This window comes from Nostoc sp. (genome assembly GCF_036918245.1).
Lineage (GTDB): Bacteria > Cyanobacteriota > Cyanobacteriia > Cyanobacteriales > Nostocaceae > Nostoc.
In genome coordinates, this window is record NZ_JBALEF010000036.1 from 128,442 (window position 1) to 145,882 (window position 17,441).

17 protein-coding genes and 1 pseudogene are annotated in these 17,441 nt (G+C 39.8%); 10 read left to right on the forward strand and 8 right to left on the reverse strand.

Translation table 11 applies throughout. From position 1 onward, the window contains the following. Window positions 1-566 precede the first annotated feature (566 nt). Window positions 567-827 carry a photosystem I reaction center subunit PsaK gene (psaK, locus tag V7L12_RS08120; protein ID WP_335083704.1) on the forward strand — a complete coding sequence of 87 codons (261 nt, stop codon included), beginning with the start codon at window positions 567-569 and terminating at the stop codon, window positions 825-827. Between the two features lie 334 nt (window positions 828-1,161). Further along, the gene (locus tag V7L12_RS08125; protein WP_335083706.1) at window positions 1,162-1,413 is read left to right on the forward strand and encodes a hypothetical protein; all 252 of its coding nucleotides are present in this window, start codon (window positions 1,162-1,164) and stop codon (window positions 1,411-1,413) included. A gap of 296 nt (window positions 1,414-1,709) precedes the next feature. On the opposite strand, the gene V7L12_RS08130 is transcribed toward V7L12_RS08125, so the two are convergent. After that, on the reverse strand, window positions 1,710-2,540 hold the full coding sequence (locus tag V7L12_RS08130; RefSeq protein WP_335083708.1) for a hypothetical protein: 831 nt from the start codon (window positions 2,538-2,540) through the stop codon (window positions 1,710-1,712). 195 nt (window positions 2,541-2,735) lie between these two features. On the opposite strand from V7L12_RS08130, the gene V7L12_RS08135 reads away from it, so the two are divergent. From V7L12_RS08135 to V7L12_RS08150, 4 genes are all read left to right on the forward strand, one after another. Further along, on the forward strand, window positions 2,736-3,473 hold the full coding sequence (locus tag V7L12_RS08135) for a thermonuclease family protein (RefSeq protein ID WP_335083710.1): 738 nt from the start codon (window positions 2,736-2,738) through the stop codon (window positions 3,471-3,473). Window positions 3,474-3,693: 220 nt separating this feature from the next. Then, window positions 3,694-4,413 (forward strand): hypothetical protein, encoded by a 720-nt coding sequence (locus V7L12_RS08140; RefSeq protein WP_335083712.1) that lies wholly within the window; start codon window positions 3,694-3,696, stop codon window positions 4,411-4,413. Between the two features lie 251 nt (window positions 4,414-4,664). Beyond that, the gene (locus V7L12_RS08145; protein ID WP_334822155.1) at window positions 4,665-5,432 is read left to right on the forward strand and encodes a DUF1350 family protein; all 768 of its coding nucleotides are present in this window, start codon (window positions 4,665-4,667) and stop codon (window positions 5,430-5,432) included. A 395-nt stretch (window positions 5,433-5,827) separates the two neighbouring features. After that, window positions 5,828-6,964, forward strand: a complete 1,137-nt coding sequence (locus V7L12_RS08150; protein ID WP_335083714.1) for a PP2C family protein-serine/threonine phosphatase — start codon at window positions 5,828-5,830, stop codon at window positions 6,962-6,964. Here the strand turns inward: V7L12_RS08150 and V7L12_RS08155 are convergent, their stop codons facing one another. From V7L12_RS08155 to V7L12_RS08170, 4 genes are all read right to left on the reverse strand, one after another. Then, window positions 6,965-7,291 (reverse strand): STAS domain-containing protein, encoded by a 327-nt coding sequence (locus V7L12_RS08155; RefSeq protein WP_334822153.1) that lies wholly within the window; start codon window positions 7,289-7,291, stop codon window positions 6,965-6,967. A gap of 845 nt (window positions 7,292-8,136) precedes the next feature. Then, on the reverse strand, window positions 8,137-8,823 hold the full coding sequence (gene grpE / locus V7L12_RS08160) for a nucleotide exchange factor GrpE (protein WP_335083716.1): 687 nt from the start codon (window positions 8,821-8,823) through the stop codon (window positions 8,137-8,139). 53 nt (window positions 8,824-8,876) lie between these two features. Then, on the reverse strand, window positions 8,877-9,368 hold the full coding sequence (locus tag V7L12_RS08165; protein ID WP_335083718.1) for a Dps family protein: 492 nt from the start codon (window positions 9,366-9,368) through the stop codon (window positions 8,877-8,879). A gap of 111 nt (window positions 9,369-9,479) precedes the next feature. Next, window positions 9,480-9,743: a ParB N-terminal domain-containing protein gene (locus V7L12_RS08170; protein WP_194043156.1), complete on the reverse strand. Its 264-nt coding sequence runs from the start codon at window positions 9,741-9,743 to the stop codon at window positions 9,480-9,482. A gap of 114 nt (window positions 9,744-9,857) precedes the next feature. Between V7L12_RS08170 and V7L12_RS08175 the strand changes: the two genes are divergently transcribed. After that, window positions 9,858-11,555, forward strand: a complete 1,698-nt coding sequence (locus V7L12_RS08175; RefSeq protein WP_335083720.1) for a SpoIID/LytB domain-containing protein — start codon at window positions 9,858-9,860, stop codon at window positions 11,553-11,555. 269 nt (window positions 11,556-11,824) lie between these two features. Here V7L12_RS08175 and V7L12_RS08180 read toward each other — a convergent pair whose 3' ends face one another. Then, window positions 11,825-12,124, reverse strand: coding sequence for a ferredoxin (locus V7L12_RS08180; RefSeq protein WP_335083722.1), 300 nt, complete (start codon window positions 12,122-12,124; stop codon window positions 11,825-11,827). A 653-nt stretch (window positions 12,125-12,777) separates the two neighbouring features. Between V7L12_RS08180 and V7L12_RS08185 the strand changes: the two genes are divergently transcribed. The 3 genes and pseudogenes from V7L12_RS08185 (at window position 12,778) to V7L12_RS08195 (ending at window position 15,544) form a co-directional block, all read left to right on the forward strand. Further along, on the forward strand, window positions 12,778-13,794 hold the full coding sequence (locus V7L12_RS08185; protein WP_335083724.1) for a Gfo/Idh/MocA family protein: 1,017 nt from the start codon (window positions 12,778-12,780) through the stop codon (window positions 13,792-13,794). Then, window positions 13,794-14,579, forward strand: coding sequence for a type I methionyl aminopeptidase (map, locus tag V7L12_RS08190; protein ID WP_335083726.1), 786 nt, complete (start codon window positions 13,794-13,796; stop codon window positions 14,577-14,579). The genes V7L12_RS08185 and map overlap by 1 nt, the downstream gene beginning before the upstream one ends. Before the next feature lie 308 nt (window positions 14,580-14,887). Then, window positions 14,888-15,544: pseudogene (locus V7L12_RS08195) on the forward strand (Uma2 family endonuclease). A gap of 20 nt (window positions 15,545-15,564) precedes the next feature. On the opposite strand, the gene V7L12_RS08200 reads toward V7L12_RS08195, so the two are convergent. Next, window positions 15,565-16,917: a pentapeptide repeat-containing protein gene (locus V7L12_RS08200; protein ID WP_335083728.1), complete on the reverse strand. Its 1,353-nt coding sequence runs from the start codon at window positions 16,915-16,917 to the stop codon at window positions 15,565-15,567. A gap of 56 nt (window positions 16,918-16,973) precedes the next feature. Beyond that, entirely contained in the window at window positions 16,974-17,285 is a 312-nt protein-coding gene (locus tag V7L12_RS08205) for a hypothetical protein (RefSeq protein WP_335083730.1), read from the reverse strand. Window positions 17,286-17,441: the final 156 nt, after the last annotated feature.

A 17,441-nucleotide genomic window follows, 5' to 3' on the forward strand; every position in this document is an offset into this window, starting at 1 on the left:
ACTTAAGGAACAAATTAACTAGAATTCAATCAAAATTTCATCTGTTGATCTGGAAATTACTGATTTAGCATGAGGTTTTGTGGCAAATTATGTGTTACACCATTCAAATATACAGTTTTGATGATTCTGTCTAAATCTACCGAAAGGTGAATCCACTCTTTAAATTTCTGACTTCAACTGTATCCTTCAAAAAGTCAGGGATCATTTTGTTCATAACTCCTGCACAGATTTCTATAGATACATTGACATAATTTTATCGGAATCACTTTTATCTACAGCAGATTTCAAGTTGGTGAGGTACACAAGTTAAGTCTGTTACCCACGTATAAAGCGTATTTTACTCCTGAATTCTGCTGTAAGTATAAATCAATACTAACAGGTTGCTTGTTTCAGACATTGAAATTCAAACTACCTACCACAATCAGCTCACCGCGTTGAACTCATATTGTATTAAGTAGTAAGAATAACTGTTAAATATTGATGCAAAATCGGGTAATTTGTTGAATTTGCTTCGGAAAGTTTCAGATTATGTTTTCAACCATTAATAAATTTCAGGAGCAAATCAGGTGTTGACTTCAACCTTACTCGCTGCTGCAACCACACCTCTGCAATGGAGTCCTACAGTTGGACTGATTATGATTATTGCTAATATCGTTGCCATTGCCTTTGGCAAATCTACCATCAAGTATCCCAACGCAGAACCAAAACTACCCTCAGTCAATTTCCTTGGTAATTTTGGTGTACCAGCCCTTTTAGCAACTACCGCCTTTGGTCATATCTTAGGAGTGGGCGCTATCTTAGGGCTGCATAACCTGGGAAGAATTTAGGTTCTTACCCAAGTTAGCCTTTATTTGATGATTCTTTTGTCTCCAGCTTTGAGCCAGAGAACTAACAACACTCTCTGGCTCTTTTTTAACTAAATAGATGCTTTAGTCCAATAACTCAACACAAAACTACGTCAATGACAACCTGACATTGCTCAATAAGTGCAAAGGTGCTGTTAAAGGCGATGTCTACGGTGGTCACTGAGCTTTGTCGAAGTGCTGGCTACGTCTACGCATTCCTATAAGTGCCTGTAGAAGCCAAGCAAAAAGGCAAACCTATCTGGGTTGCAGATGATAACCAAAATCTTGAAACTGAAATTATTGGTATCTAAACAGCATGACAGATATAACAGACTCATCAAAAATAATTGCCAGCAAAGGCGATAATCCGCTAATTTTGTCACCGATAAACTTGCAGTCACAAGAAGACATAGAACTTGAGCGAAAACTGCGAGAACTCAAGTTTAAACAAGAACTAAGAAAAGATTGGATTTTATTTATTGTCAGGGATGTAGTAATTTTTCCTGCCGCCATCCTTTTTATTTTTGCTGTCAGTGGTTATTCCCTATTTATTCAGATTCATGGGTGACATACAGCAGGATTCAGAATTCAGGAGTTAAAAACGCTTTATATCTGGGTAACAGACTTAGCTGTGGTGTTTCAAAACAGAAACAATCTTCTCCAAAACGAAGTTAATATAACTAATGGGATGCAATACAAACAATCACTTAATTAATCATATATAGCAATTATATTTTATTTGTGATAATTCCAAACTGCAGATCCACGACTTATTTAAGAAGTCGGGTATCTTGCTTATGAAAAATGATTAATGATTGCTATAAATATCTAAATATTAAGGACATTGAGACTTTTCTGCTGCTTTCAACTCGGAATTATTTTTTTGCTTTTCGGCAGTAGAAGAAGCTGTTTTGTCTGTCTTGACAAATCAGGCAGGTTGCTTGCAGATGTATTACTACCAGAATTATTTGTATTGGAAGGGCTTGAAACAGAAGAATTATTTTTTGGATTAATATAATTTAAATAATCATATATAGCCTTACTATCTATTGCTATTGGTATTGCAAAAATTGCTAATAAATTTAGGGTAATCGTAAGATGAGATGTAGTTGTTTTTATTCGCTTATTGAGGTCTTGATTAGTATCCTCAAGATTTTGGCATTTCTTTCTCAGTTCTTCTAATTTATTTCGCATATTTTTAGGAGATGGATCGCTGCTAATGATACCCGTTCCTAAATTATCAGGATTTGACTGTATTTCTCCTTCTGCTTGAGGGTGACTATTAGACATAGTTCTTCGATTTGGCAGCTTTTCAGAATCTTTACATTTAGATTCTTCATCAAATTTATTTAAATTTTTCTCCTTGTCGGTATCCCAAAGGGTGAAAGTGAATTGCCTTTCTCCCACACCTTTTTGAGAAAAATTGGTGAGGATTTCTAAATAATTTTCAAAAAAGTCAATCGCATTTTCAATCTTCGGTTTATTAAGTATTTCTTGGCATCCATCAGCTTTAGTTAGTTCAACTAATGACTCTAAAGTACCCGTAACAGCAAGTTGTGGTTTGTTCTTTGCCCAATTGACTGTGAGTTTTTCACTCAACTTTACTTTTGGATCATCGTTTGCATAGTTGAGTAAATCCTCTAGTAAGCGCCTTGCCCGCTCTTGTTGTGAATCCCCGTAACTCCTCTTTGTCATTTTTAATAAACCTCTATGTGTAAATTTTTCATAAACAAATTCAGGATACCTGAAGTTCTTTGACTACCCCGAAGTTACAAAACGCTGATATTATTGGTGTTTTCAGAACATTTAACTGGTTTTTTTGCGGTCTTGCTTCTGGGTATAGCGTGGGTTGTAAATTTTAAATCGAACAACTCGTTGCAGGTTATACCAATGAAATCAGTTATCTTAAAAACAATTTTTGCGATTGCAGCGCTATCTACTCTAGGTTTAGTAGCATCTAAAGATAAAATAACCTCGTCATTTTTGACGACTCAATCTTCTGTAACTCCAAATTTATTAATGGCTGAAACAAAACCATTTTATTCAGTAGAGCGGATTACTGATGGTGATTCAATTTGGATTAACAAAAATGGCAAAAAAACCGAAGTGCGGTTAGCATGTATTGACGCGCCGGAAGGAAAACAGTTTTGGGGACAACAAGCAACCAATAGATTGGCAGAACTTTCACCTCCTGGTCAAAAAATCGAATTGCGAGAAACAGGACGCGACCGCTATAACCGGACTGTAGCCGAAATTTTTGTTGCTGGTCAATCAGTGAATCTACAGATGGTTCAAGAGGGAAATGCTGTCGTTTATCTGCAATATCTAAATAATTGCGCTTCTAACAAAAATCAGTATCTTCAAGCTGAAGAGTATGCCAAGATACAAAAATTTGGTTTCTGGAACCAGCAAAATCCAGTAATGCCTTGGGATTTCCGACGAGGTAAGCGCAGCAATCAACCCACATATTCACCTTTTCCGGTTAATCCAAGTAACTTGCCCAAAAACTATAACTGCCCTGACTTCACAACCCAAGCAGAGGCTCAAAAAATCTTCAATAAGTATCCGAATGATCTATTTGACCTAGACCGTGATAGCGACGGCATAGCCTGCGAAAACCTACCCTAAAAGCTAATTAGCGAATAAAACAGAATAGGTGGGCAATGCTCACCTTTCTTGTTTTTAGTATCTCCAAGTAGCTATTTATAAAGTATCATATTGTACAAAAATTCTGGACATTGCCTATAAGTATTAGCTTGCCTGAAAAAGTTTAGACAAAATACCAGCATTCTAGAAATTTGATTGCTATATTAGATTAAATAACTATTCTGGCAAGGGTTGAAAAGCTGTGCGGGATGATTTACAGGGCTTGGAAATTAGTCAGAACGATCTGCAAAAGCTGATTAATTTACCTGTCAATGGGGAACTTTTAATCATTACAAATCCTCTCAAGAGATTAGCAAATATATATATACAAAAAATTAAAAGCTCTGAAGGAGCGACTGTAGTTTTTATTGGATTTTCTACATTTGTTTTTGTCTATATTTTATTTGATATAATTATTAAAATGTTTGTTACATGGATAACAATTCCATCATGGATATTATTAATTTTCTTAGGGCTTTGGGTTGCTGGTCTGACGCAAAGCGTCTTATATTTTATCTGGAGAAGTAGAAGTAAGATTGTTAAAGCAAATATGACAAAATGTCTGCAAATCCTGTTAAATGAGGTTAATAGATATAATACTGTTATGAAAGTTATAGATATCAATGACCAAATAGAAGAAGCTGGGAATTCAGAAGTGATTATAAAGGAAAGAGAGGATGTAATCGAAGCACTTAAACTCACCAAAGCTGATTTAGTTCGCGCTTTGAAGACAGAAAGGATTTTGAGAGAGAATAAGAATTTTATCTTGAGTAATACAGAACTATTTGTCAACAATTTAGCAACTTTAACAGCTATGCAAGTAAATGAACAGGCTACTGAGCATGGAAGGTTACTTAATGAAGCATTACAAATTGCATTAGATGTGCAATACGAGATGAAAAGATTACAGACTCAACGTTAAGATAATTCGTAATTCGTAATTCGTGATTAAGTTTTGTAATGGAAATTTAGAAAGCACTCGTGAATTCACTCGGTACTCACTAAGAGTTAGACAAAACGTAGATGCTGCTGATAAATCCATAGAGGTTGCTGGGTGAGTTGGCTTCCAATCTACTAGTCAGATATTCTCAATGGCTTTTTTCCATAATCTTTCCCACGGTTGCAATCCCCGGTCTAACATAAAGAATATTCATAAAGGGATCGTTTATCCGCATGGACTGGAAAGAAATTAGAGGGAACTGGGTAATCATTCCCCAAAATCCCATAGGTATCGTTCATTTTTTAGGAGGTGCATTTGTCGCCACTGCACCGCACATCACTTATCGCTGGTTACTCGAACAACTGGCAGGTAAAGGCTATGTTGTAATTGCTACGCCTTTCGTCAATACATTGGATCATACTGCGATCGCAAAATCCGTGCTGTTAAACTTTGACCGCACCCTCGAACGATTGCATGATTCTGGGGCATTACGCAAGCTTTACTTTCCCATCTATGGCGTTGGACACAGTATGGGCTGTAAACTCCACTTGCTGATTGGTAGCCTTTTTAAAGTAGAACGTGCAGGCAATATTTTAATATCCTTCAACAACTACGCTGCTAAAGAAGCTATCCCTCTAGTAGAGCAGTTCAATTCTACTTTTGCGATCGAATTTACCCCCTCGCCGTTGGAAACTAACAAGCTTGTCCAAGAACGTTACAATATCCGGCGCAATTTATTAATAAAATTTAGTAATGACACCATCGACCAATCAGCAGCTTTAACCAAAATCTTACAAGAACGTTTTGATGAGATGGTGACAGCGCAAACGTTACCAGGAAATCATACAACACCTTTAGGTCAAGATATTAAATGGCAAACGGGAACATCTTTCACCCCCTTTGACGCTTTAGGGCAATGGTTCAAGCAAGAAGCATACCGCGACTTAAACCAGTTAAAAAGCAACATTCTTTTATGGCTAAATCCTTTGGGAGCGCCATAATATTTTATGACTGTTAAACAGTTGTAAATTCTACGAGTAAATAGAAATGAGTTATAGTGCTTCTCATTTGAGTCTAATAAAGACCAAACCCTCAACTCCTTACGCCTGTTGCTACAACGTAGGGTACTCTCTGTTTTTAGGAGAGAGGAGTCAAAGTCTATTGCATACATAGACGCGTAACGGCTACTCTACGAGTTCTCCGTTCGCGCTAGCGTCTCCCCCTCTCCCAAAGGGAGAGGCTAACGCTAAGGGAGAAGCAGTACGCGCAGGGTACGATAAGCGCTATAGCAGCATCTCTATTCTCTATATCGATACTACTAGCTTATTAGCTCATATCATATTTTTATTTTCTATTTTGACAAACAATTATTAATGAGTGTTTTCAACAAATTTATATGTTTCAAATACTAATAATTGATGACGACTATTCAATAAAAATACTCCTGAAAAGGATGTTGGAAAAACAGGGTTATGAAGTAGTTACTGCCAGTAGCGGCGAGGAAGGAATAGAAAAGGCACTAGCTTATCGTCCAGCACTAATTATTTGTGATTGGATCATGCCGGGTTTGACTGGACTGGAAGTTTGCCACCGCATTAAGACAGACCCCAAATTTTTTACCACATTCTTTATTTTATTAACATCCTTAGATTCCGTTGCCGATTGCGTCAAAGGTCTAGATGCTGGTGCTGATGATTTTATCTCTAAACCTATTGAGCATAATGAATTACAAGCACGGGTAAGAGCAGGATTACGTCTGCATCAGTTGAGTAGAGATTTGCAGGCTCAAAAGTTGCTTCTAGAATCAGAAATGTCAGAAGCAGCAGAATATGTGCGATCGCTGCTACCTCTTTCTATGACTGAACCCTTCAATATAAATTTCCGATTCATTCCCTCAAGACAACTCGGCGGTGACTGTTTTGATTACTATTGGCTTGATAATGACTATCTGGCAATTTACTTACTCGATACTGCCGGACATGGACTCAAAGCTACTCTTCCTTCTGTTTCAGTGCTGAATCTGCTGCGTTCTCGTGCCCTCAAAAGTCTCGATTACTATCAACCTAGTGATGTATTGAAGGCTTTAAATGATACTTTTCAGATGAATTATCAAAATGATAAATACTTTACGATTTGGTATGGAGTTTACAACCGAATCAACCGCCAGTTAATTTATGCTAGTGCAGGTCATCCACCAGCAGTTTTAGTAACTGGCACATCTCCAAGAAAGTCTGAAGTTAAACTATTGAAAACCCCTGGTATGCCAGTTGGCATGTTTCCAGAGGCAAAATATGTTGATGGGTTTTGCGATATTGAAAAGTTCAGTACCCTTTATATTTTTAGTGATGGCGCTTATGAAATAACTAAATCAGACGGTACATTTTGGAGTTTGGATGCTTTTATTCAGCTACTAATTAGCTTACAAGATCCTGTTGATAGCCAACTCGATCGCGTACTTAGTTATTTAATAGCTCTGAACTCCAAAGATGCTTTTGATGATGATTTATCTATTTTGCAAATGAAGTTTGATTAATTACGTATTAGAGACTAAAACCTGATTAAATGCATCTTGACTGGGAAAGATTTCAAATACTTTATCCATATTAGTCAGTTCAAATAATATCCTGACTTGCTCATTAATTGAGCAGAGAACAAGCTTAGTATCCGCTGCTCGCAAGGTTTTGAAAGCTAATACTAAAGCTCCCAAACCGGAACTATCCATAAACGTAACATCTTTAAAATCAACTAATACAATTTTCGCACCAATTTCTAGAATATCAGTGATATTTTGTCGAAAGTCTTGTGAAGTTGTAGCGTTCAAATTACCACTGAGCTTAATAACTTTTACTTGTTCTCTCATAATTATGTCACTCTGACTTATGTAAATAATACTCTGATTTCGCTATTATAGAACATTTAAAAATGCTTGTAAAATAAAATTTAAGATTAAATATTGAGTAATCATTAATAATTAATCACGATAGATAAAGATTAATTATAAAAGTTTGAATCTATTTTTTGTATTAAAAAAAATTATTAGCTTAATTAAGTATAGTTTTTTTACTAAAAATAGACCAATTAAAAATCAACCAGCTAAGTAAGTCGGCATGATAAATAACTAGTATATTTAGTTTTGTAAAAGTCTTAGAATAACCAATTTATAAGCCGTTCGTTGATTTGATGTTTGATTATGTATGTTAATTTTTAACGCCGACTTACTTGCATCTTATGGATTTAGATATATACTTACATACAAGCTGAAGTTACTGCTTTTCAGATTATTTACCAAAAATTTTTGCAAAACTGAGATTCTCCAATAAATTTCATGATAATAGCTGTCATTAAGCAATTCCAAATTCAACTAGTCGCAGCGATGCCTACGGCGGGCTACCCCTACGCATAGCTAAACCGAGTCTAGCAGTAGCTTTTCCTCCCTGAGTACTTAATGATAGTAACTAGGATCTACATTTATTTATGTCCAATTACTTACATAATTGAAATAATTTACCTCTGGACTACCGCTCTAGAGCCAAAAATTTAGGTTTCAACAGCGCCAAGCAAGCTAGAACCGACACCTAGGCTTTAAAAGAAGTTTTCTGAAGGCGATCGCCTGTGCTATTTTAGTATTCCCAATATCTGTCATTTCTCGACAGAGAATACGAAAAGTAAAGAGTTATGAATTTGTAACTCTAACTCCTCACTCCCTCAAACAGGACTCACTTTGGCTCTGTAAAGCAGTTTCTCCCCTTGAAGGTAGCCAGTGTAACGTACTTTGACTGTTTCTCCAGGTTGTGCAGTTCCCTCCAGCAATTGGTGCAGTTGGGGATCGTAAGGTAATTCTGCTCCCACAGGTGCGATCGCTTCCACTCCCCACGCCTGTAAAAGCTTTTCCAGGGGTTTCTGCACCAACGGTACTATTTTGACTGCTGCTAGCTGGGGATTCTCCTGCGCTTTCTGTGCTGCTGTTGGCCATTGCAATAATAAAGACTCCAGCAGTTGCAAACTTGACTGCTGGAGTTCTTGTAGCAATAATTCTCGCTGTTGTTCTAATTGAAGTTGCGAGCGATCGTACTCTCTTCTTAAATCTGTAATTTCTTGTAACAATTCCTCAGTAGGCGCTGTTTTCTCTTGTAACAACTCTACGGTTGAAAAAGTTGCGATTAATTCATTCAATGGCATCTGTAGCACTGGCGAAAGCCTAAGCAGCACATCTACCCGCATCTGCTCTAACTTTCCTTGGCGTAAGCGCAAAAGTTGACGCTCTGAGACACCAGCAGCGCGACTCAGCCCTTTAAAACTAGAAATATTTACCTGTTGCATTAAATCTTGCAACTTTTGGGTATGGGGCATTGGGTATGGGGCATGGGGCATGGGGCATTGGGAATTGGGCATTGGCGATTAAGTTTTTCTTTGTTCCCTATTCCCTATGCCCTATTCCTTATTCTTTATTCTTCCAGTAAACTTCTCAACATCCAAGCTGTTTTTTCGTGTACTTGCATCCGCTGAGTCAATAAATCGGCGGTAGGTTCGTCGTTAACTTCGTCTATCACGGGGAAAATAGACCGTGCAGTTCTGACTACGGCTTCTTGTCCTTCCACAAGTTCGCGAATCATCTCCACAGCTTTTGGAACTCCCGGAGTTTCTGGAATCGAACTTAGTTTGGCATATTCGCTGTAGGTTCCTGGTGCAGGATAGCCAAGCGCTCTAATTCTCTCGGCTATTAAATCAACTGCTAAGGCTAATTCTGTATACTGGGTCTCAAACATTAAATGTAACGTTTGGAACATCGGCCCCGTTACATTCCAATGGAAGTTATGAGTTTTCAGATACAGTGTATAAGTGTCAGCCAACAGGTGAGATAAACCGTCGGCAATTTTAGCCCTACTCGCCTCGTCAATGCCGATATTTACATTTTTGACTGTTACTTTCGATGACATAATTTTCTCCTAATTAGGTTATATGTAATTGGGGATTGGAAATTAGGCATTGGCCAAACAGGGCATTAGGAATACTCTAAGTCCCCATTCCCCATGCCCCATTCCCATTCTCTATGCCAAGTGCATCTTCAAAACGCTACGGGGTGCTTTACGGACTCTGGCTAAAACGGTTTCTTTGCCTAAACGCTGGCAAGCTTCATACCGATGGCAACCAGAAAAGCCATAATATTGTCCATCTACTTCTAGGACATCAATAGGTTCTTGCTGCCCAATCTCCGCAATCGATTCCATTAAGGCTTGTACTTTATTTGGATCGTTTGTACGGGGCAATGGCCGTTTTATCTGATTTAATGGAATTTCTTGGACTCTAACCATAAAGAGTTTATCCAACTAGTTCTGTTTTTTGTCTCTAAATAAATCATAGTCATTATGACTTCGTTTTGCAACTAGTATTAGGGCAAAATTGGTAATGGTATCATTGGAGCATTCATGCGACAAAAAAACCGCGCTACAAAGCAATTGGAAAATCAGCTCCAACGACGCATTAAGGGGCAGAAGACGCTTAAGTACTCGCTATCGCTTCCCTATCAGGTAGCCATGAAATTTTCGTTTTGGCGTTTTCCCCACACTGTGCTGACAACATTTTGTCTATTGGGACTGACTGCTGCATCAGGGCCTGAGAGCAATATCCAGGATATAGAACTGAAAATTGGGATTGTGCAGCGATTTGGCGCCGAAGCCACAGCCAAGCTGCAACTGGAACCCATAAAAGGCGATCGCTTAAAGCTAAAATTTCAAGCGGGCAATAAGCAGCAAATCCTGTTTACTAAGAATCCTGTAAAGCTGGAAACAGTCATGCAAGCTTTACCCCAGTCAGCAGTCGAAGAAGTAGTCGTTTTGGGCACATACCGCACTTTTGAAACTGCGGAAGACAGTGCTAATAAATGGCGCTCTCAGGGAATGGAAGTGGAAATAGCCCAGCCAGAACGCTGGCAGGTTTGGGCAAAACGAGATGTTTACAGCACTCCTTTACTGCGACGCTTGTTATTACAAAACATCCAAGCCTCTACCCAAGAAAAAGTATATCTTGATACTAGAGTTTTAAAGCAAGTGCCGCGAGTGAGTTGGGTGGTGGATGGTAATCGCTATAGCCCGAATAATTTGGAAATTAGCACTGATAAAAATTTGATTCGGGTAAATAAAACCGAAAAACAAGAGTTTGCTCGTCTTTATGCCGGTCGAATGAATTTGCAGCCAAATTCTTATGGCACATACACTTTAGTTAACCAAGTACCTTTAGAAACTTATTTGCGTGGGGTTGTACCTTACGAAATAGGCACAGAAGCACCAACAGCGGCGCTAGAAGCCCAGGCAATTCTCGCCCGGACTTATGTCTTAAGAAATTTACGTAGGTTTGCCGCAGATAACTATCAGTTGTGTGCTGATACTCACTGCCAAGTTTATTATGGGCTGAAGGGAGCAGCTGCCAAAACAGATCAAGCGATCGCCTCAACTAGAGGTAAAATACTAACTTATAAAAATGAACTTGTAGACGCCCTCTATTCTTCTACCACTGGTGGCGTCACCGCTTCCTTTAGCGATGTTTGGAATGGCGACGATCGTCCCTATCTGCGCCCTGTACTAGATGCTCCGACTAATTTTTGGGACTTGTCTAAGCAGAGTTTAGCAGATGAAAAAAACTTCCAAAAATTTATTAATAAGCAACAAGGATTTAATGAAAGCAAATGGGATATGTTTCGTTGGCATAAGGAAACCCCTTTAAAAGATATTATCAAGGACTTGCAGAAATTTTTACAGGTGAAAAACAGTCCTCATGCCAAATTTAAGACAATTCAGGCTATGGCAGTAGTGGAGCGAAGCCAGAGTGGACGTATCCTCAAACTCGCAGTTAAAACCGATCGCAGTACCTTTATTCTGTACAAAGACGAAGTTCGTAGTGCTTTTGCAGCCCCTACAAGTACGCTTTTTTACATAGAACCGCTGAACAAAGGCAAACCGGAATTCTGGGGATACGCTTTTATTGGTGGTGGATTAGGACATGGAGTCGGCTTGAGTCAAACTGGCGCTCAAAATTTAGCGAAACTAGGTTGGTCAAGTCCAAAAATTCTCCAATTTTACTATCCTGGTACTCAGATTCAAATTCTCAAAAAAGAGACTAAGCTTTAAGCTAATTGCCATTGAAGTTGCATCTTGAGCTAGGAATCGGGAGTTAAGAAGAGGCAAAAAATAGAGAGGAAACTCCATACTTAAAAAATTAAGCAGGAACACAAGATTTACTGTGTTCTTGCTCAACATAAAATTAGACTTTTTGTCAAAGTCGCTTTCAGAGGTATACACGGCATTGCATTGCAAGGGTGTTAACTCTAAATATCCTGCTTCTATTTTGTCAACATTAGTAACTCTTGCAAGAGGTTTATGTTTGACTCGCTTAACTGTTAGTAAAGGTCTTCTTCTTTGTGAGTTTCGATTGTTACGTCAGAGGTTGGGTAAGCGACACAAGTCAGTACATATCCCTTTTCTATTTGTTCATCATCTAAGAATGACTGATCGCCCTGATCGACAGTACCCTTGGTGATTTTACCTGCACAGGTCGAGCAAGCACCAGCGCGGCAAGAGTAGGGCAGGTCAAGACCAGCTTCTTCGGCAGCGTCTAGAATATAGACATCATCATCAACGTCAAGTGTTTGGTTCAGCCCTTCAGCTTCGTTGATTAGTGTCACTTTATAAGTTGGCATTGAGTAATCCTCTCTTTTGCAAACGGCAGTATAAGTTATCTTAAGGCAAAGGTCACGGCTGTTCTGTGGAATTAGCCGCTGGTTTAAATTTGCTTCAATTCTGATACTACGAGAAAAATTAAACGATGTAACTGGAAATTGAACCCGATTAGTAATGAAATTTAGTTACTTAATCCCGATAAGTTTTCTTTATATTATTTTCTACCCTAGTCAGGTTGTGATTAGAAAAAGTTATATGCCCGGAAAGTAAATATGAGTAAGGTTAATGTTACCTATATTTTGTAGGACTTACGTAGAAGAGGTTCTCCAATTCCTTTAAAAAGCAGTAGGACTGTTTCATTTTCTAATCTGATTAAACGCGCCCGTTATATATAAATGAAAGAAACAGAACAGTACAGTAGAGATGTAATTTTTCTTTTGCCAATTTTTTTGTTCATTATATTGACAAATTTCTGACATTATGAGTAAAAAAGGGACTTTATTTTGAAGTCTTCCTTTTTGAGTACACGTAATTCTATCTAGCTTCAAATAAAGTCTGATTTGTCCTTGAGGGGGTAGGACGAATGTTGTAGAGTCTAGACTGGTGAACCCCATGAAGAGAGAATCTCACCACTAGAAGCGTGGGAAGATCAAAAACAGAACTAATGAGGATCATGTATAATTCAGAAGCAGCTTTGGAAAAAGCAAGAGTGCGTGTAGGTTTGGTAGGTACTGGGTATGCAGCAAAGTTTAGGGCTGAGGCATTGCTTCATGATGAGCGATCGCACATAGTCGCGGTTGTTGGTCATACAAGAGAAAAAACCGAAACCTTTGCCAAAGAGTACCAGATTGAAGTCTTGAGTACTTGGCAAGAGCTAGTAGAGCGTGAAGATATAGACCTAGTAGCGATCTGCACTATTAATCGAGATCATGGTGCGATCGCTCGTGCAGCACTTGCCAATGGCAAACACGTAATTATAGAGTATCCCCTTTCGTTGGATGTAATCGAAGCAGAGGAACTGATTGCTTTAGCCAAAGCACAAAAAAAACTGTTGCATGTGGAACATTTAGAACTTTTGGGTGGTTTGCATCAAGCCTTGAAGCAAAACTTAGCCAAAATTGGTGAAGTGTTTTATGCTCGCTACAGCACGATCAATCCCCAAAATCCCGCACCTCGGAAATGGACTTATAACCATAAGTTGTTCGGCTTTCCTTTAATTGGTGCCCTGTCTCGCCTACATCGCCTCATCGATTTATTTGGTACAGTATTTACTGTTAACTGTCACCAGCGATATTGGGAAATAGAACCGGAATACTACCAAACCTGTTTATGCACTAGTCAACTCTGCTTTAACAGTGGACTTTTAGCCCAAGTAGTCTATGGCAAAGGCGAAAGTATTTGGCAATCAGAACGCAAGTTTGAAGTTCACGGTGAAAAAGGTGGTTTAATTTTTGATGGCGACACCGGAATATTCGTCCAACCAGGGGAAACAACACCCATAGAGGTTGGCCCTCGCCGGGGTTTGTTTGCCAAAGATACGAGTATGGTGTTAGACCATCTTTTTGACGGGACTCCTTTGTACGTTACCCCAGAAGAGAGCTTGTATACCCTCAAGGTTGCTGATGCTGCACAAAGAGCTGCACAGACAGGGTTAACTATGTTTATGAAAGATACTTTAGATAAAAGTTAATGAAAACCGAACTAATTGTTATTTTATCCCAACGAGAATTAGACAAAATGCGTCAAGCTGGGCGTTTAGCTGCTAAACTCCTTCAGCATCTAGAACCGTTTGTGAAGCCAGGGGTTAGCACTCTCGAACTAAATGATGAAGCCGAACGTTGGACGCAAGCGCATGGAGCAAAAAGCGCACCCCTTGGCTATAAGGGTTATCCTAAGTCGATTTGCACTAGTGTAAATGAAGTCATCTGTCACGGCATTCCCAATGCCAAGCAAATTCTTAAGGAAGGTGACATCATTAATATTGATGTCACGCCGATTGTTGAAGGTTATCACGGCGATACATCCAAGACATTCTTTGTTGGTACTCCTTCTCCAAAAACGAAAAAGCTGGTAGAGGTGACAGAAGAATGTTTGCGCCTGGGTATTGCTGAAGTTAAACCTGGGGCACGAATTGGCGATATTGGTGCAGCCATTCAAGAGTATGCTGAAGGACAAGGCTTTTCTGTAGTGCGAGATTTCGTTGGACACGGCATCAGTAACATTTTCCATACTGCGCCGGATGTTCCCCACTATGGCACACGCGGTAAGGGCAAGCGCCTCAGACCAGGGATGGTTTTTACCATTGAGCCAATGATTAACGAAGGTACTTACGAAGTCGAAGTTCTCAGCGATAAATGGACTGCTGTAACGCGCGATCGCAAGCTTTCTGCTCAATGTGAGCATACCTTAGCTGTAACTGAAGATGGGGTTGAAATTCTTACCCTACTTGAAAGTGAGAATTACTGGGCTGTATGACAACATTAGAATGAAAAAAAATTCCTTTCATTTAGAAGGAACCAAAGCCACTAGTACTGCAAAGCGGAATTCAAAATGACGCTCTCTACGAGACGCTAAAAGCGAACGCGGACTCGCTAACGCTGCGCTAACAAAATTCAAAATTCAAAATGAATACAGCGTAAGCGTTTCGTTGATTTGGAATGGGTGGTTTATTTACGCCGTGGTGTACTAGTTCAAATTCCTGAAAGACTTATATTTCGTTCGCTCAAGGATGTCGTAAAATCTCTTATTTTTTTCTCATAGCTCTCTGTTATGGAGGTAGGATTATGACCCAAGCGTTGCCCAAATTACTCACCTTCAATGAATTTATTGAGTGGTATCCCAACGATGGGAAACGCTATGAATTACACAAAGGAGTAATTATTGAAATCTTCGCTCCAACCGGAGAACATGAGAAAGTTATTGCATTTTTGTCGCGGAAATTAACCGTGGAGTTTGATCGTCTTAATTTACCTTACGGAATTCTTAAAACCGCATTGGTGAAAACTCCTTCCGCCGAATCCGCTTATTCACCTGATGTGTTGCTGCTAAATCTTGATAATCTTGACAATAAACCGCTTTTTCAAAAATAGTCAACAGTGAGCCAAGCAGCATCGGTTCCAATAGTTATTGAAGTTGTTTCAAGCAACTGGCGAGATGATTACTACAATAAACTTAGAGATTATGCTCGCGTAGCGTCTCGTTGGCGCAGCCTCTCGTAGAGAAGAGAAGAAATCGGAATTTCCGAATATTGGATTGCTGATTATGCTGCATTGGGTGCAAGAAAGTTTATCGGCAATCCCAAGCAACCCACTATTTTTGTATGCGAATTAGTTGATGGCGAATATAAAATGACACCTTTTCAAGGCAACACAGCGATTTTATCACCTACCTTTCCCCAATTAAATTTAACTGCACAACAGATTTTTAATGCGGCTAACTAATTTTTTATCTAGTCTTATAACTATCTTCCCAACTTATTAGGAATACCTTCACAACCACCAGGAATAGTACCTCTAGTTTTTTCGCCACCCCAAGTGCAACAGTAGTTACGTGTAGACTCAGACATCCGTTGTACGTTGCTGAAATCGGCATTTTCCACCACAGCGCCAGTTTGTTCGCCGGTTTGATAATCTGGTGGTTCAGTGCGACTACGGGGTGATGCTTTATCTGCTACACCATAGAATAGGCGAATCCCGTTGATGTCAGCACCATTGAGATTAGCACCATATAAAATTGTGCGGGAGAGGTTGGCTTTTACTAAATCACAACCGCTCAGATTGGCGCGGACAAGATTAGCTTCGCTGAGGTCAGTCCAACGCAAATCAGTACCAGAAAGGTCTGCTGCGGCTAGCGTTACGCCTAAATCGATGACACGCACACCTTCTAGGCGGTCTTCTGCATATCCGCCACTGCCGTCAAGAATGGCTCGACCTAATAGGCGATCGCGTTGTAAGGGTGAGAGCAACTTGGAACGTGAGAGAAAGCGGAGAATTTTCGCTTTACCACTGCCATCTACACTACTTAAAATTGCCGCAGTGCGTCCTTCGGCGATCGCTCTCTCTTGGGGCCAATCTTCTAATAATCCTTCTTGATCTAATACCAAGTCTGAAACGCCTTGAAAATAGGAATCAATTGTCTGTTGCTGGGTAATAATGTTTTGCTGAACTGTTAGCAGGTTTTGCTGAATTGTCAAGTCTTTGGAAATAACATATTGTCGCCACGCCACGTAAACGGCGATGACGGCGATCAGAATTTGCCCCAAAGCACCAAACCAATCTGCTAGGGTTCCAGCAATGTCCCAGTTAATCTGGCGTCCCCAAACAAGTAAGCGATCGCCCACACCTGTAAACTTAATCAAGCCGATGATCGCTACTATTAGTCCCAAAACAGCAACAAACAGGGTGCGTTCTTGGGGTGAAAACCACTCGTATAAGGCTTTTTGCAACCAAGGCAATAATATCGCTAGGGATAACAGCAAAGTTATCAGCGTTCCGATAATGCCAACGATCCAGTTATTGAGGATAACTCCAATGAAGGTGATGGCGATCGTTAGGAGAATGAGCAGCAATGCCCTCGGCTTAACTATGAATTGGTTGGTAGTGGGTTGCTTGAAGTCAGAACGGGCTTGTTTGAGAGCAGTTGTATGTTGCGGAGATTGCAAAGATGCGATCGCTGCTAGTGCTTGTTGTGTCGCTAGTACTTCTGAGCTTAGGTTTTTCTCAGTTGCACCACCGTCAAAGTCATCTGGTTGCGAATCGTTTTCGGGGCCTGGTTCTGGGGTTGGTAGATTAGAGGAATTGGATTCAATCGTCATGTTTTCTATTTTGCCCCAGTAGATTAAGAACAACATCTGTTTTATCAGAAATTGCACTAAACGAAAGACCTGTATTCTCTAAGACTGAGAACGCAAAGCTGTACATAGTACAGCATTTCATTAATTCGTAGCGAATTAAATTTGGCAATACCCGACAATGTGAATGCGTCAGCTTGCATTGTGAATGCATCGGCTTGCATGGTTAATGCATCGGCTTGCATGGTGAATGCATCGGCTTGCATGGTGAATGCATCGGCTTGCATGGTGAATGCGTCAGCTTGCATGGTGAATGCATCGGCTTGCATGGTGAATGCATCGGCTTGCATGGTGAATGCATCGGCTTGCATTGTGAATGCGTCGGCTTGCATTAAAAACGCTACGCTTTTACGCAAAGCTTTACTAAGTTCAGATATAGCCCTGGTCCTAACTGGTTCCCAAAGGGCTGTCGCCTCCGCTCAGTTTCAGTCGGAGTTTAAATCCCCTTATGTAATGTCTTTAATGCAAGAATTTTGTTAGCACAGCAC

Bases quoted from the DNA above. Each gene is read 5' to 3' on its own strand.
- V7L12_RS08175 (WP_335083720.1), top strand. From the start codon at position 9,858: ATGCGACAAAAAAACCGCGCTACAAAGCAATTGGAAAATCAGCTCCAA.
- V7L12_RS08185 (WP_335083724.1), top strand. From the start codon at position 12,778: ATGTATAATTCAGAAGCAGCTTTGGAAAAAGCAAGAGTGCGTGTAGGT.
- V7L12_RS08125 (WP_335083706.1), top strand. From the start codon at position 1,162: ATGACAGATATAACAGACTCATCAAAAATAATTGCCAGCAAAGGCGAT.
- V7L12_RS08155 (WP_334822153.1), bottom strand. From the start codon at position 7,291: ATGAGAGAACAAGTAAAAGTTATTAAGCTCAGTGGTAATTTGAACGCT.
- V7L12_RS08165 (WP_335083718.1), bottom strand. From the start codon at position 9,368: ATGTCATCGAAAGTAACAGTCAAAAATGTAAATATCGGCATTGACGAG.
- V7L12_RS08145 (WP_334822155.1), top strand. From the start codon at position 4,665: ATGGACTGGAAAGAAATTAGAGGGAACTGGGTAATCATTCCCCAAAAT.
- map (WP_335083726.1), top strand. From the start codon at position 13,794: ATGAAAACCGAACTAATTGTTATTTTATCCCAACGAGAATTAGACAAA.
- V7L12_RS08200 (WP_335083728.1), bottom strand. From the start codon at position 16,917: ATGACGATTGAATCCAATTCCTCTAATCTACCAACCCCAGAACCAGGC.
- V7L12_RS08150 (WP_335083714.1), top strand. From the start codon at position 5,828: ATGTTTCAAATACTAATAATTGATGACGACTATTCAATAAAAATACTC.
- grpE (WP_335083716.1), bottom strand. From the start codon at position 8,823: ATGCCCAATTCCCAATGCCCCATGCCCCATGCCCCATACCCAATGCCC.
- V7L12_RS08130 (WP_335083708.1), bottom strand. From the start codon at position 2,540: ATGACAAAGAGGAGTTACGGGGATTCACAACAAGAGCGGGCAAGGCGC.
- V7L12_RS08180 (WP_335083722.1), bottom strand. From the start codon at position 12,124: ATGCCAACTTATAAAGTGACACTAATCAACGAAGCTGAAGGGCTGAAC.
- V7L12_RS08170 (WP_194043156.1), bottom strand. From the start codon at position 9,743: ATGGTTAGAGTCCAAGAAATTCCATTAAATCAGATAAAACGGCCATTG.
- V7L12_RS08135 (WP_335083710.1), top strand. From the start codon at position 2,736: ATGAAATCAGTTATCTTAAAAACAATTTTTGCGATTGCAGCGCTATCT.
- V7L12_RS08205 (WP_335083730.1), bottom strand. From the start codon at position 17,285: ATGCAAGCCGACGCATTCACAATGCAAGCCGATGCATTCACCATGCAA.